The following is a 16,124-nucleotide window of genomic DNA, read 5'->3' on the forward strand; positions in this document are numbered from 1 at the left end:
TTTCATTTCTTTATCAACGGACATTAATTTATGTGGTTCAAAAATCTTAAACTTTATCATCTGACCCAAGTACTCGAATTAACCGAGGACGACATCCAAGATAAGCTCGCCGAGTTTCCATTTCGTCCTTGTGGTTCACAGGAATTAGCCACCATGGGCTGGACATCGCCGCTTGGTCAGGGCGATATGTTAGTGCACAGCGCAGCAGGAAAATTCTGGGTAACACTTAAAAAGCAAGAGCGCCTACTGCCCGCTGCCGTCATCAATGCTGAGCTTGCTGAAAAAGTCGCGCTGGTCGAAGCCGAAACAGGATCGAATGTCGGTAAAAAAGCACAACAAGAAATGAAAGAAGAGATTGTTCAGCGGCTGCTCCCTCAGGCTTTCACCAAGAATAGTTTTAGTCATGGTTTTATTTCGACCCAAGATAACTTAGTGGTTGTAGATGCGAGTGCCGATGGCAAAGCCGAAACCTTTTTAGCTATGTTACGCAAAGCACTAGGCTCTTTACCCGTGGTGCCATTAGCCAAGCAAAGTGTACAAGCAGAATTAACCCATTGGCTGACTGACAATTCAGTGCCCAATGACGTGGTTATTCTAGAAGAAGCAGAATTACGCTCGATGGAAGAAGACGGTGCTATCGTACGTTGCAAAAATCAAGATCTTGCCAGTGAAGAGATCATGAACCACTTGAGCGCCGGTAAAACGGTTCAGAAAATTGCTATTGAGTGGGATGAAGCGTTCAGCGCGTTATTACAAGAGGATATGGCGGTTAAACGTTTAAAATTCACTGATGTGATGACCGAGCAAAACGATGATATTCCTAGGGAAGACAAGCTCGCTAAAATGGACGCTGATTTTGCTCTTATGTCAGCCGAAATAGTACGCTTCTCAAAACGCTTGGTTGAGATATTCAATCTACAGCAAGAGCAAGAATAACGCCTAAACTCGGTTGAAATACGCCTTGTTAACGCAAAGAAGCCAGCATATGCTGGCTTCTTATTTTATTAAATTGACCCATTGTTTTAGCAGACTTACCAAAACGACAATTAAGCGAAAATAGCGGTCGCGCTGTCGTATAACTCACGGTATTCGTCTGATTGTAACGCAGACAAATCGGTCAAGATCTCTTTTTGCACGGCCAAATTCAAAATCGCATCCTTTTGAGAATCAAACTGTCCGGCCATTACCGCACCTAAGCGAGTGAAATCAAGATACGAAATCAAATCGGTTTGTACTGACATATCACGCCAATTCTCAGCAACGTTAACAAATTCAATTTCAAATCCCCATTCGCGCATGATGCTTGCACCTATTCGTCCGGCAAGTTTATCAATCGCCACATTCAAGAATGTTGGGTTGGCAAACACTTCAGGGTGACGTTCAGCTTCGGTTAAAATAGGCAATACGCCGATATTATGTACCAAGGCTGCCAAGGTCATAGTGTCAAGGTTGAGCGTACGGTTCTTCTTTTCCTTAACATGCAACTGCATCACGGCCATAGAGGCTGCAACTACTTTTAAATTCTGTTGCCACACTTTATCTAAATAACTTTTAACAATATCGTTTTTAGAAACGAATAACTGTTCCATGGCCAGTGCGGTGGCAATATTCTTGATTTGACGCAAGCCGATACGTGTTACCGCCTGCGTAGTAGAGGTCACTTTTACACTGCGCCCCATGTATGAACTATTGGAAATTTTAATCATGCGCGCACTAAGCGAAGGATCTTGCCCAATCACGTCGGCCATAGCGTTCAGATTGATGTTAGGATCATCAGCAGCTTTGCGCACTTTCAAGGCGATTGCCGGAAGCGTTGGCAAGACCAAAGTATCGTTGTTAATTTTTTCGACCAAGATGGTTAATAACGCGTTTTCTGTAGACATTTTCCAACCTATTGTGTGTCACTTATTTGCTAAGCTAGCTCGCCTATTTTGACGTTACAGCACCAACCCGCATCCAAGCGTTTGATATAATTGACTAAGCTATTGAAGTAATAGCCCGTACTTTTCATCCGCGACGTTCAAATAATCCTAACATAGAATTTTCATTTGACGATCAGACTTTAATATTATCTAGCGGCAAGGACAATTTACTATAGGCTTTTGACATGGTAAAAGAAGACTTACTTTTACCCTTTTTTAAGGTTTTGTTATGTGGAAAAAATCCATTATCAGCACCCTATGTTTCGCGGCATTGACCGCAGGTTGCGCTCCATCCTCCAACTCAGTTTCTGACGCTACCGTCACCCCTATTGCCAACATATCCAAACTGAGCTTAGCCACCGATGCCAAAGACCGTTTAAATATTTATCAATCCGTTCCCTTAAGTGCTGATTTATCGTCACTATCAGCCAATCAGAAACAGATGCTCAGCTTACTTATTGATGCCAGCGAAATTATGGATCAGCTCTTTTGGCAACAAGCCTACGGAGCAAATAAAGAGCAATTTCTCGCTCGTATAGCGAACGATGAGGTACGTGGTTTTGCTGATGTTAACTATGGCCCGTGGGATCGTCTTAACGGTGATAAACCCTTTTTAAATGGCGTTGCAGAAAAGCCGTTAGGGGCGCAGTTTTACCCAGACGACATGAGTAAGGCTGAATTTGAAAAAGCGCAATTTGCCGATAAAACCAGTTTATATTCCATGGTGGTACGTGACGAAAACGGCACCTTAAAAGCCATACCTTATGCACAATATTTTGCGGATCCACTGCAAGAAACAGCCAAGCTTTTAGATGATGCAGCTGAGCTAGCTGACGATCCTGCTTTTGCTAACTACCTACGTCTGCGTGCCAAAGCCTTGCTGAGTAACGATTATCAGCCATCTGACTTCGCTTGGATGGACATGAAGAGTAATCCCATCGAGTTAGTCATAGGCCCGATAGAGACGTATGAAGATCAATTATTTGGTTATCGCGCAGCATTTGAAGCTTATGTGTTGTTAAAAGATCTCAGTTGGAGTGAGCGCCTGAGTAAATACGCGGCCTATTTACCTGAGTTACAAACTAATTTGCCTGTGGCAGCCGCTTATAAAAAAGAAATGCCGGGCGCAAATGCGGACCTAAATGCATATGATGTCATTTATTATGCGGGACATTCTAATGCCGGTAGCAAAACTATCGCCATCAACCTGCCCAATGATGAGCAAGTGCAATTGGAAAAAGGCACCCGACGTTTACAATTAAAAAATGCTATGCGGGCTAAGTTCGAGAACATTTTGGTGCCTATCGCCGATATGCTTATGGTGCCTGAGCAACGTAATAACATTACGTTTGATGCTTTTTTTGCGAATACTATGTTCCAAAATGTTCGACTCACCCAACAGTTAGGAAATAACTGTTGACCAGACTAATATCGAGAGTATAGTACAATGCTGAATCTCTTAACCGTTTAATGGAAGTATGCCTCGGAAAAATCCTTTTACTGACATAGCTTTAAAACAAAAAGCAACTGATAGTATCGCTAAGACATCTGATTCACCAATCAGTTCAACATCATCATTAGATGATTTTCCGCCTCTTGACATGTCCAGTTCCAATATTGAATTTCAGTTTACTGACAATAAAGGAGAGCTAGAAACTCTTTGTCTCGATTTTGAAACTCAAATCCATCCCTTGAAAGTCCCTGTTAAAGAGAAAACTGGAAAAACCTATTTAACATGGTTTCATGAGATGTTTCTTAAATGTCCTCAAGACGCAATGATTCTCGCAAGAATGTATATTCACCTTCGCCAGATTGAGGGCGCACCCAATCACAAAAAGCGAGCGTTTATCTGGTTAGCTAATTACCTTTGCATAAATAACAAAATCCTTATTGATTTTTCTTATAGTGACCTAAATAGTATCACTAAAGAAAAAAGTCATATCGCAAGAACCACCTTAACAACCACTGTTAATATCATTAAGAACATCATAAAAATAACCCCTCAAATACCTGAAAAAATTAAACAGCAAATTAGTAATTATGCTCCCCCAAACGCTTTGTTCAATAACAACGCTCCTCTCAGCGCGAAAGAAAGAATACAAAAATCTAAAATAAATAATGACTACCCCGAATACATAATGTTTCAGATATATGCATACACAAACGCTTGTTTAATGGAGATAAAAGAAGCGAATGTTAGACTTAAGGCTTTACAAGGTTCATCACATTACCCTGACCTTTTTTCGGAAAAGGGATTAAATCAGTTTAGAGAGTTCGTCTATAGCAAAGACTATTCTAATTACGAAAAAGCTCTTGATATGGAATTGATCGCCTATGCACGTTGTAATGACGCGTTAAAAGAAATTTTCTGGGGAAAAATAAATCAAGATGAAATTGAGTTAATTAAAAATAAACTTATAACGTATCGATATAGTGAAGCTTACCAAGTCCTACCCGATCATATTAGAAATAATGCCAATGTAGAATACCTTTTTAAAGGCATTGGAAAAGTAGGTATTGCCGAGAACAGTAAATCACTCATACCCTTGCTACGAGTAATTGGGAGCGACAAATCTCTCGACATTCAATCAATTATTAATTTGAGAATGCACAAGCCTGTTAGCTGGAGAAAATATAAACTGTATCTTGCCCAAACATATATTAACTATGAACTTTTTTACGGAATAAGAAAGGATAAGATGTTTATATTTGCTGCCCACGCCAACTCATTCCATGATGTTTTGTTAGGCCGTAGCGACAAATTCGACTTCCTTTTGATTTTATTACTGCTTTGTGAGTCTGGAAGAAATTTAGAGGTAGCAATCAACCTCCCAGCAAGTGTGAAGCTTGGGAAGGACTTAACATCAATACTAGAAGTAAAAGCACCATTTGCCTCTGAGCCATCTTGCTGGCTGTCCAGTTTCAAAGTTAGAGGGCACGTAACAGGTCTTGGCGTTCAAGAGGAAGATATAGTCATTCCTTTGAATACTCCTTTGTATAGATATTTGCAATTACTTGATAGCATACGTAGCAAAAACAACCCTAATAGAGAGTCCTTCTTTTCAATTAAAAAAAGTAACAGGCAAAGTTACCTTAGAGATTTTACGCAGTTTTGTTGGATTAAAAACAGCGATGGTTCCGCTCTTCACACCATTCAAACCCGCAAATTTAGAAAGGTATGGTCAGGTGAAGTTTTACTCCAGTACATGGGAGACATAAATACTAAAGACGACTTGATAAAAGCGGTGGGAGAAGACCTTCGTAACACCATTCCATTGACATATTTGCTACAGTCTAGTCGCACAGAAACAATGCTAGCTAGTGCAATCGTAGGATTACAATTGCGATTTTTAGAAGATCACAAAAATTTGGCCGCAGAAATTAAACTTAAGGGAGAGAAGCCAGAGAACGGAAGCAGAATTAAGCGATATTTTTGTGATTGTACTGACCCATACAATCCAGACTATCTCCCAGACTTGGACACGGAATACTGCAAGCAGTTTGATATGTGTTTGGGCTGTTCCAAAGCTGTCGTATACGAAGAGCACATTCCCAATATTATCTATCGATGCTTTCAGTACGAAAAAATTATTAAAGACAGTCCAGAGCTTTACGCGACATACTACGAAATAAAACACCAGCGAGCACGCCAAGCACTCGAACGTTTTAGAACAAAATCGAAGCATGGCGAATCAAAACATGCTGAAGCAGTTAAAATTGCGGTTGAAGCTTGGGAAAATCCTGCAATTCACTTACTTCCACCACTTATTCATCAAAACATAAATAACATCAATGTCATAAACATCAATTCTGGAGAAGCTAGCTAATGAGTGCCGTAGAAAAACTTCCAAATAATACCACTTCTACAGATGTGTTTTTCAACCTCCTATCACAAAATGATCACATCAACTTAGGTAAAGCCCAATGGAATGCAATGAGACATGTTGAATCTTATTACGACACTCAACCGATGTCTTGTTTTGATGATGCGATTTTTTCTAGTAATTATTGGGCTGTTCCATCGAAAAGAAACAGCTTTGGTGGTTTTAATTGGGCTGGGATTTTAGAGAAAGATAATGCAAATTATCCTTGGGTTTTATTGCTAAAGCTATCCCTCTATCAACGTGTGGAAGTTCAAAAATACTCGACATCTTCGTATGAACAGGTCATCGGGTTTTCAAGGTTATTTCAACCTTTTTTAAAAAAAGAAAAAATTTTGTACGGACAAGAAGACACTCCTATTATTCCTGCTGAAGTTGTAAATAAGGAAAGATTACACGATTGGTGCACAGAATTAGCTAACAACAATGTAAAAAACGCTGATATTTGGAGGTTATGGTCATCTTTGATACTTAATTGCGCAGAAACACTACCCTCTAATATGGCTTTTTTGCGCTTTAATTTTACTAAACCTTGGGCGGCATACAAGATAGACGAAAAACGATTATCAGCAGAACAACAGTACCTGAATAAGCTTTTAGGTAAAAATGCTAGTCGGACATCCGTACAATCCTATAAGCCTTTTTCCGCCAGCACAGTTGCAAAGCTAATCGACGCAGCTATACCTCTTATAACAGAACACAACAGCGCACTCATAGATATCATTAATACATTCCAGTCTAACTATCCTATGGATTCAACAAGAAAAGAAAATCAGAATAATAAGGGTTTTTCAAGCAAAAAACACGTAAAAGCAATGAAAAATGTGATCGAGAAAAATAGGCATGTAATACAATTTTTTCCTGACTTGAATGGAGAATTAAATGACGTTTTTCATCATAATAGTTTCGGTATAAGCTGGATATGTGATTTGCATTCTATGTGTACGGCAGCAGCAGTATGGATAATTCTTCTTACAACCGGAATTCGAAATGTCGATATTCGACACAATTTAGTGCGTGATTGCGTTGTAAAAGACCCTGATGGAGAACTTCTTAATTACCTAATTACCGACATTCAAAAAACAGGTATCAATGATCATCCTATACCAGTACCACCATTAACAATTCAGGCAATTGACTTTCTCAACAATATAAATCTAGCACCAATGGAAGTCCCTAATCTTGTATCCCGATTAAAAGGCTTGCAGAACAACAAAGAGTGGCATATCTCAACGGGAACGGCACTTAATCAAAGCTTAAGAAAATTTGCATCGAACTTCGACATAAATTTACTTGATGACCTACAGGATGATGAGAACCCCGAAGGCGTAGCTCATAGAGCGCGGGTAACCTTAGCAAACTGGATAGGAACCAATTCACCACTTGCTGTGATGATAGTTAAGCGCATATTCGGCCATACAAACGAGGTCATGCCTGATGACTACCTTAAGAACAACAGGGATGTTATGAAAGAGCGAAGCAGGATTCAGCAAGAAACTTATGAAGATCTTAGTGACGAGGTAAGCGATGCCATCGTAGAAGGAAAGTTTTCGGGTGGCCTGAAACAAAAAATTATAGAAGATGTCGAGACTGTAATAGACACATTGGTAAAGGAGAACAACTCACTCGTAGGTGAAGAATTACGAATGACTTTAAAGGAAAATATTAAAAAAGTATTTTTAAGCAGACTTTCAAACGGTGAGATCCTTGGCATGCAGACTCCACTGGGCTTTATCTGCATGCGAGATCCTAAGTCTACGTCACCCGCTCCGTGCTCCGCCAAACAACAAAACCAAAAGATGAAGAATAAAGATATTGATCGTCGGTTTATGCGTGCACTTCAAGCATCAACATTGCCAGATTTAGATAATTGTCAGGGTTCAGGATGTCAACATTCATTTCTTTACGACAACCCTGTTACAAAGATGCTTCTGGATACGTTTCACTACTATGTGAATTATTTAAAAGGCGTTGGGCAATTTTCAATAGAACACATAGATATCGAAGCTCAAAACTTCATACATTTGTACTACCCACCTCTCAAAGATGTATATCCAGACATTGAAGATAAAATAAATGTTGAGGATCGAACCTGATGACAGGAATTACTCGACCTGAAACACATGAAGCTCGGATTTCAGCTTTGAAAAAAGTGTTTGCTGAGCAATCTGCAAAAGCAATATCCAGTAATAAAATTCGTGGGGTTGCTACGATTGATAAAATCTGTGTATTGGCAAAGGTTGAAAAAACTCACCTGTACGGAAAAACAGATCCCCCTCCAGAATTTATAGAACAGTACAGAGTACTTCTTGTTGAGATGCAGACCTTTAATAAAAATTTTTTAGAAAGGAAAAAGAAGGTCAAACAAAGCGGTGTGTCGGACGAAATTAAGCTTGAAGATGCCGTAGAAGACAACCATGCATTGCTGCGCGAAGTGATTGGTTTCGAAGCACGAGTCAAATTACTTGAAAATAAAAATAGAAGCCTATTAGCAGAGAAAACTCAATTACAAGCAATTACCTCTGGCGAAAATATTAGTGACGAAAAAATAACTCTACTCCCAGATGTCACCGTTAATATTATATGTCCAGATGACCATTTAGAGCGGGATGGGAAATATCGCTTCCATGACCCAAAGGAGCGTAAAAAGGCATGGCACAGTGCTAGAACTGAGTTTGCGAAGTTAATGAAGCGTAGAGTGCCTCAGCGAGTTTATTTGCTTATGGGGCCACCCTGCTCTGGAAAATCTGAATGGGCAAAAAGTAAGAAAATAAACCCTAATCGTCATGCAGTTATTATCGACGCGACTAATCTAACAGCAGGAGACAGAGCGAGCTGGATCGCCCAAGCGCTTAAAGCCAATAATGTAAAAATCTGCGTTGTTCGCTTTATCGTAGACAACGCAACAATAGCTGCCAGAAACTCTCAACGACATCATAAAATGATTGACACTGAGGTGCTTCAAGAGAAGTTGGATCAACTTGAAGAAGTGGATGTAGAGTGGGAAGAAGTTGACGAAATGCTTTTCGTGAGGATGGACAATGGATACTAAGTCAAAACTTATCAAAAAACACGATGACGAAGGTTTGAGTAAAAAAGAACTTGGACAACTCCGTCGTATCTTACTTACCGAGTTGCTAGACAAGATTCTGGCAGATGGTAATGAAGATAAATATATTGGTGAATGGCTTGATAAGAAAAAAACAAAAATTGATAAAGCTAAGGTTGCTAAGGCAGTAGGTTATGACACTAAGCCAGATAGTATACGCCAATCTTTTTCTGAGTTAGTGAAAGGTTATGAGAGTAAGTTGTTAAAGGCTGGAATCCTTTCAGGAGATTCAAAAACAAACGCCCAAATTCGTAAAGAAAATCTGACTGCATTCACAGAGTTTTTAAATATACGTTTGAATGAACCAGATTATCACTGGCCTCGGAACGTCAAAGGGTATCTTTATCGCAAAGGAATATGGGGTTACTTCTTAGACATCCCTCCCAAAGAGGTCACGTCAATGCCTTCTTTTTTTCACAACGACGAATCATTGGAACGGCTCCTGTCGGGCATTGATGTGAAAATCGCTAAAGAGTTAGTTAAGAGCATTAATTACGAGAGTCAATCAGTGATTGATGAGATGTCCGACACGATGACTAGCCACGCACTATCTTCATTAAGGCAAAAGCTTAAGGCGAAAACACAAGAAGTAGTTATGCTGCGCGAGGAGTTGAAAACTGTACAACTTGAATTACTGCAATACAGGTACAAAGAAAAATCCAGACTTAAAAGTGGGAAGAACGCATTTAAAGCGGGGATTATTCATTGATGTATCGCGAAGAAATTATTACTGGAACCGTCTCCAAAGTCCTTTACGGGGACAGCCTAAAGCAGATCATACACCTCAACACCATCAACAATTCAGTAAAGGTGATGATCAACCCACCTCTTGATCTGGTCGAACTCAACGATCACATCTCAGTCAACGGCAGAATAAATTATCATTCGAAGCATGGAAAGCAATTCATCGCTAGCGATATAACGCACTGTGCGATCACTCATGAACTCATCAGAAGCTTTATAATGTCAGCCAACGGTATTGGCGGAAAAACGACAGATAAGCTTCTCAGACGCTTTGACGGTGAGATCATACAAGTCATTGAGGATCGAGATGTTGATAGGTTGTGTGAACACGGAGATATTTCAAAAGCTGCTGCCGAAATTATTTGTCGCAACTGGCACTGGCAAGCAGGTAAAGCACAGTTTATCTCATTTATGAACAATGTTCTTAAAGGTGTAAAACTTGCAACACGGGCTGAATTGATAAGTATTGGGAAAAAAGCCTATCAGTATTATGGTGCAAAGACAGAGAGAAAGTTAAAAGAAGATCCATATCGAATTTGGTCTTTCAGTAGCTTTAAGGATGCGGAAATACTTGCCAATGCCTTACAGGTTAAATGTGACGACGAAAGAAGATTAATTTGCGCCGTTGAAGAGACCCTTTACAAGCAACTTGATACAGGCAGTACACGCTCAACACCTGAGGTCTTCACAAAGGAGTTAGAAAAACTTGTTGGCGGAGAACTAGTAATAAAAGCCTTGTACGCAGCAACCAAAGAGTCTGAAAAGGAGTGGCCTCGACTTATCACTACTGTTCCGCAAGATCAGGCGTTAACAGATATAGAAAAAATTTACGCAAGACATTTCGCCTTGCCAGCTTCGGTCATAATGGAAAGTTATGTTAAGGAGCAATTACTAGGTCGTATCAAAAAAGGAATTCCAAATATTCAGGCAACAGACAAGGAGCTGCAAGAGTATCAAATTATCGGAGGATACCCCCTCAGCCTAGATCAGCAACTTGCGGTAAAAACTGTCTTATTAAATGCAGTGACATGTGTCTCAGGTGGCGCTGGAACCGGCAAAACCTCAGTGCTTTATTGTGTTCACGAGATCATCACAAAAGCAGGACGCGAGGTGCTTCAAGTGGCATTGTCAGGCAAAGCATCCAGAAGGTTAGCGCAGCAAACCGAGCGAGATGCAACGACCATTGAAAAACTTTTAAGAAAAGTCGAAAATGAACCAGACTATTTATCTCAATTTTCGTCACCGCTGGTACTGATTGATGAAGCTTCAATGGTAGATCTGCACACCATGTATCGATTATTGAGCATTTTAGACGGAACGCCAGCGCGACTTGTCTTTGTTGGAGACTGGGCGCAACTTCCCCCGGTTGGCAGTGGGCTTATATACCATCAACTAATGAAGTCACAAATAGTCCCGAAGGTTGAGTTAACGCAAAACTTTCGCTCAGTGAAAGAAATTAACCTAGCGGCTAATGCCATAAAAGAAGGCAAACCTTTTGAGCGATGTAAAACCGTCAATATAATTCAGTGTGATGATTTAGAAGGAATGAAGAAAATTGCTAAGCGGGAGTATGAATGGAACCTCAGTGCAGAATCTGTTCATGTCATCGCAGCTCGAATTCGCACTGTCGCAGATATAAATATTCGCCTGCATGAGTCTATTGCCGCTACGAGAAAAGTAGTGCCTTGCGCTCCACAATTTAGAGCGACGGATGTCGTTGTTTATAAATCTAACAATCAAGAACTCGGTATCGTTAATGGATCTACAGGCGTCGTGATTGGTGGTGATGAGAACACAATAAATATCAAGTTTGATATTGAAGGAATAGTGCATATTCCAAAAGATGAAATTATTAAAGAAAAAGACGGTGAATATCTATTGCAACATGGTTATGCCCTCACGTGCCATTCGGCTCAAGGCAGCGAATTCGATGTGGTAATCGTCGTAGTAGAGGATACACCTATGGTCGAGTGTTCATGGCTTTATACAGCGCTGACGAGAGCAAAAAGGAAAGTTATCCTTATTACTACGGAAAATGGTATTCAGAATGTGGTAGATCGAGGTTTTAAAGCTCATCAATTGAATGTGGGGTTCCATCTGTGAGTAATGTTATTAATTTAATCCATTCTGATGAAACCGAGCAAGAAGAAAGCATAACTCTCTATCCAGAGGTTGAAGTTAAACCCCGACGAGATAATGATTTCCCTATTGTATTGATAAAAGGTAGAGGAAAACTCCACAAGCATGCAAATGGTTGCTTGCTGGCGCGTCATTACCATCCCACATTTTTTGATAGTGAGCTTGAGCAAACCACGCCTGTCACTATCAATAATTACGCTGATCACATCCGCCAGTGGCTGAATACATGTGCACTTCTCAAGACTTCGTATTTATATGCGGATTATAATTTTTTATTAACAGTACTCAACACATTAAGAGATTCAGGACTACAGGAGAATTCGCTTGCGAATTACATTACAACGTGGCGACTTTTCTACGAGTATTTAGACGTATTGAATGTCCCACACCGCATGGATCTTCCGAAAAAAATAAAAAAGAAAAGGATATTATCTGACGCGGAGAATCAAGGTGATTATCTAAATTACACTCGTAAAGATAACACAGCAAAGGTTACTGTAGACCCACTTATAGACCAAGGTCGTATTATAAAACGCAGCTCTTATATTTCACAGGTACTATCGAAGAGCCAAATGAAGGAATTGATCAGTGAATTACGGAAAAACGATGTCGTTTATGGGGTAATGGCAAAAGTACAGTTCGACACACTATTGCGCATTACTGAGTTGATTGATTACTTCCCTCATACCTCAAACGCACTGAATCCTAATTTTAAATGTTGGGGGGAAATGCATATTGGAAATCTTCAGGAGCAAGAATTTAACTTTATTGGTAAGGGCCAATATCAAAGAAATATTAGTCTTGACATCCGAACTTTAAAGCTGATTGAAGATAAATTAATAACCGCAAAACGCACTGGTTCCGATACTCCTATTTATGATGAGCGTAAACACAAGTTTCTGACAAAATACCTTGAAACTAAAGACGGAAAAAAGAGCCGTTATGAAGCCAACACAGATGTGCTATGGCTAACGGAAAATGGACATCCAGTTTCTAAAGGTATGTTTCAACAAGCTTTTAGAGATGCAAGCATGATCTTGAAGGAAAAAGGAATTATTCCTTCACACATTCATGTTAGATCGCACGCCATGAGACACACTGGAGCAACATTAAGACTAGTTAAGTATAAAAAAGAGACAGGAGTCGATATTCATACAGATAATGACGGAGATATACATGCTTTCCTGCAAAACTTATTGGGACATACCAGTATGAGTACGACTCACAGATACATTCGAACTGTGAGGGATAAAACGTTCTCGAATCTTGCAGCTAAGACGATTATTAGGAATGAGGAACTTTGGGATGAAGAAATTAAAAATAATAGTACGCTTAAGAAAGGAGTTGATGCCATAAAAAGCGAGTTATGATGGACTATAGATTACAGGCTAACATAATTTAAGTTTTAGTTAGATGAGGAGCATTAAGGGGCTTGCCCCTTAATGCTAAACCTGCGGGACATGATGACAGTTCAGGTGTCGCTATGCGTAGGCCATGCTAAGGACGATGACTGCTGTCGTCGAATTTTAATTATGGCACTTGAAAACATATTATATTTGGTAACGAGAATGCTCAGAACACTCATACCTTCGTTAAAAATCAAGAGAAAAGTCACAATAGCGTTACCGAATATAATATCCACTAACTGATAGCAGGTAGGGAATCATGAAAATAGTCGATACGACCCATCAAAACCCAGATTGGCCGATTGAAGAAATACTGAACATGGTAGATGAAAAGTTACTGCCTTCACCAAGGCAAATGATTAAAAGATTAAAGTTGCAAGGTGATAATCCGAAGCGCGTGCGCTTATTCTCAAGCATCCATAATTACTACGACTATTACATTTCGTTTATGAAAAACAACGAGCGCGTGTATGTAAAATTAGCACTTTTCCCATACAAACTGTAGATTGACAATTAAGTATCATACTAAACATTAAAGTATCATACTTTCGCTGGCTTCTTAGCTAGTGACCGACTGGCTCCTATGAGCGAAAAGCTGACTCTAAATATTTTTTTAGTCTTAATCTATTTGAGTTAGATTCTAGCGAAAAGTTAAAATTTGAAAGTGATTTACAAAAGTTTATACTGGCAGTTATCTTTCAAGTATAGATTTTTGGATTTCATGAAGCTAGTTAGGACAGCATTTGTTTTTTTTAAATCACTTAACGACAACTTGACTAGTTGTACATTTAATTTTGGTGATATCTCAATTGACGTCATAAGAACGAAAAAAAAGAAGGAAGAGGAGATACTTCTTTTTTATGCTCGAACTAGATTAAAACACTATCCCAAAGTTACCAACGAGGGGCTTGTAGTTGTACCAGATAAAATACGGGAAGTTCTTGAAGATCGAATAGAGAAACTTGCCAACTTGCTGAGCGTATCTCATTTATCATCAAAAAAAATAACTTCACCTGTTCCTTGTGTTGCATTTGAGTTTGAGGATCTAAATGAACAAAATTGGTTAAAAAACCATTCAGGGATCTTGTACAAAAAGAGAAAAAAAGGTGGTTTAAAGCCTGTAGGTGTTAGAGTACCAATTGATTTATCAAAATATTCTGATGATATAGCAGACCGTTTCGACGGTATCGCGTTAATGGCAGAGGCAATGAGCCACGAGCACCTAGGAGGAAAGCTTCATGAATATTTTCGATTATTTGAGAGAGCTTTTAAGCTTGGTGCAGACAAAATAGTCAAACCAATGACTCATTATTTTGACAATCTTAGATATGAGTATTCTTTGAATGAAGTAGAGTCATGGATGAAAGTCAGACATAGTATTGCTCATGGAAAAGCAAACAAGATTAATATAATCGAGAGTCATATAGCTCCTATTTTTGGTAGGGTTGAGCAGGCAGCTTTTGATGTGCTAATGAACAAAAAACATTGGTTTGACCCTAGTGCGGATAGAAAAAAATTGTGGCATCCAGATACGGGGACAGACAGCAGCGGAATGTTTGTAACTCGAAACTCCGAAACAAAAACAGTTCTTAATGTTTTAGATGAATTTGAAGTCTTTGTAATTAATTTTGAGTGTTGCACACTTCCATTTCAACAAAATATGTGGCACAAATATATTGATGAAGATGATCCTGTAAATGGTATGAAAATCGAATATGGACAAATTACTTTCATCGACGACTTTTACGAGCCATTAAAAAATTCCAAATCTCGAACTTAGGTTCAACGCAACGATGTCCGCTTTTGGCACAAAGCGCCAATTGGCTAAAAAGCCCTGATAGTCTCCTGTGCCGTAATCTTGCCTTTAGTAAACCCAATATTTCAGAACTTGAAAGTATGATACTTTATTGTCAATCTACAGTAATTGCACAATCTCAGTCATCCCAAAAAGAAGCTAAATTAGATTTACATAATGAGCATTTAACCGTAACTGTTTACAAACAACATAGATCAATAACACGCACTGATAATTTTTAGCACTAATCTGTATACAGTTAGTTGTTTTTACGCCTCCCCTAAGTGTTTAGTCAAATATTCTATCTACGCCTTATTCTATCTACGCTTTTACAAAATAAACAGTTATAAATCAAACATTGGTTCCATGAAGTCGCCCACGGATTAGGCGTTAAAAACACCATTAACGATAAAGGAACCGTGCGTCAGGCGTTAAAAGAACACGCTTCGGCATTAGAAGAAGGTAAAGCCGATATCCTAGGATTGTATATGGTCAGCCAGTTACTTGAAAAAGGCGTGATCAGTGAAGGTACATTGGAAGATTATTACACCACCTTTATGGCTGGTATATTCCGCTCAGTTCGTTTTGGTGCCTCAAGTGCTCACGGTAAAGCCAATATGATCCGCTTTAATTTTTTCCAAGAATACGGTGCATTTAGTCGTAACAGCGATGGTTTGTATCGAGTGAACATGGATAAAATGGCTGAAGCCATTGATGCCTTGTCTCGTCTGATTTTGACGTTACAAGGTGATGGGGACTATGACGGTGTTAGTGCGCTTGTTGCCGAGAAAGGCGTGATTAAAGCGACCCTTGCTAGTGACTTGCAACGCTTAACACAGGCCAATATTCCGGTGGATATTACATTCGAGCAAGGTAAGAAAGTGCTGGGATTAAGCAATCAATAGTCTAATAGATTGATTTTTATAACCTAGAAAATATTTGCTGTGCTAACGTAATGACTATATTGGCTGTAGGGAAGTCTTCATTATTAACAGCAAACAATCTCTCACTAAAAGCGCAGAACAAGATGCCGCAGCCTTGTTATATCAAAATAGCATAGGCGGCATTCTTGTTTCACTATTTGCCGCAACCATGCTGGTTTTCGCTTTCGACAACACTAACTTACCT

10 protein-coding genes and 2 pseudogenes are annotated in these 16,124 nt (G+C 39.4%); 11 read left to right on the plus strand and 1 reads right to left on the minus strand.

All coding sequences use genetic code 11. The features are described 5' to 3' along the window. Positions 1-30 precede the first annotated feature (30 nt). Positions 31-936: a recombination-associated protein RdgC gene (rdgC, locus tag GPLA_RS06645; protein ID WP_007104098.1), complete on the plus strand. Its 906-nt coding sequence runs from the start codon at positions 31-33 to the stop codon at positions 934-936. 110 nt (positions 937-1,046) lie between these two features. Here the strand turns inward: rdgC and GPLA_RS06650 are convergent, their stop codons facing one another. After that, the gene (locus tag GPLA_RS06650) at positions 1,047-1,883 is read right to left on the minus strand and encodes an HDOD domain-containing protein (RefSeq protein ID WP_007104099.1); all 837 of its coding nucleotides are present in this window, start codon (positions 1,881-1,883) and stop codon (positions 1,047-1,049) included. A gap of 268 nt (positions 1,884-2,151) precedes the next feature. Here GPLA_RS06650 and GPLA_RS06655 point away from each other — a divergent pair. From GPLA_RS06655 to GPLA_RS06700, 10 genes and pseudogenes are all read left to right on the plus strand, one after another. Beyond that, positions 2,152-3,309, plus strand: a pseudogene (locus GPLA_RS06655) (dipeptidyl-peptidase 3 family protein); the annotation flags it as partial. A gap of 91 nt (positions 3,310-3,400) precedes the next feature. Next, positions 3,401-5,749, plus strand: coding sequence for a hypothetical protein (locus GPLA_RS06660; RefSeq protein WP_007104100.1), 2,349 nt, complete (start codon positions 3,401-3,403; stop codon positions 5,747-5,749). Next, positions 5,749-7,899: a hypothetical protein gene (locus GPLA_RS06665; protein ID WP_007104101.1), complete on the plus strand. Its 2,151-nt coding sequence runs from the start codon at positions 5,749-5,751 to the stop codon at positions 7,897-7,899. Before GPLA_RS06660 ends, GPLA_RS06665 begins: the two co-directional genes overlap by 1 nt. Then, positions 7,899-8,855 (plus strand): AAA family ATPase, encoded by a 957-nt coding sequence (locus GPLA_RS06670; protein WP_007104102.1) that lies wholly within the window; start codon positions 7,899-7,901, stop codon positions 8,853-8,855. The genes GPLA_RS06665 and GPLA_RS06670 overlap by 1 nt, the downstream gene beginning before the upstream one ends. Beyond that, positions 8,845-9,621, plus strand: a complete 777-nt coding sequence (locus GPLA_RS06675; protein WP_007104103.1) for a hypothetical protein — start codon at positions 8,845-8,847, stop codon at positions 9,619-9,621. Before GPLA_RS06670 ends, GPLA_RS06675 begins: the two co-directional genes overlap by 11 nt. After that, entirely contained in the window at positions 9,621-11,759 is a 2,139-nt protein-coding gene (locus GPLA_RS06680; protein ID WP_040514064.1) for an AAA family ATPase, read from the plus strand. The genes GPLA_RS06675 and GPLA_RS06680 overlap by 1 nt, the downstream gene beginning before the upstream one ends. Next, a complete protein-coding gene (locus GPLA_RS06685; RefSeq protein ID WP_007104105.1) occupies positions 11,756-13,165 on the plus strand; it encodes a tyrosine-type recombinase/integrase in 1,410 nt (469 codons plus the stop codon). Before GPLA_RS06680 ends, GPLA_RS06685 begins: the two co-directional genes overlap by 4 nt. 295 nt (positions 13,166-13,460) lie before the next feature. Further along, positions 13,461-13,706: a hypothetical protein gene (locus GPLA_RS06690; protein ID WP_007104106.1), complete on the plus strand. Its 246-nt coding sequence runs from the start codon at positions 13,461-13,463 to the stop codon at positions 13,704-13,706. Positions 13,707-13,922: 216 nt separating this feature from the next. Next, complete coding sequence (locus GPLA_RS06695; RefSeq protein WP_007104107.1) at positions 13,923-14,981, plus strand: hypothetical protein; 1,059 nt, start codon at positions 13,923-13,925, stop codon at positions 14,979-14,981. A 377-nt stretch (positions 14,982-15,358) separates the two neighbouring features. After that, positions 15,359-15,901, plus strand: a pseudogene (locus tag GPLA_RS06700) (dipeptidyl-peptidase 3 family protein); the annotation flags it as partial. Positions 15,902-16,124: the final 223 nt, after the last annotated feature.

It is taken from the genome of Paraglaciecola polaris LMG 21857 (assembly GCF_000315055.1).
Taxonomy (GTDB): domain Bacteria; phylum Pseudomonadota; class Gammaproteobacteria; order Enterobacterales; family Alteromonadaceae; genus Paraglaciecola; species Paraglaciecola polaris.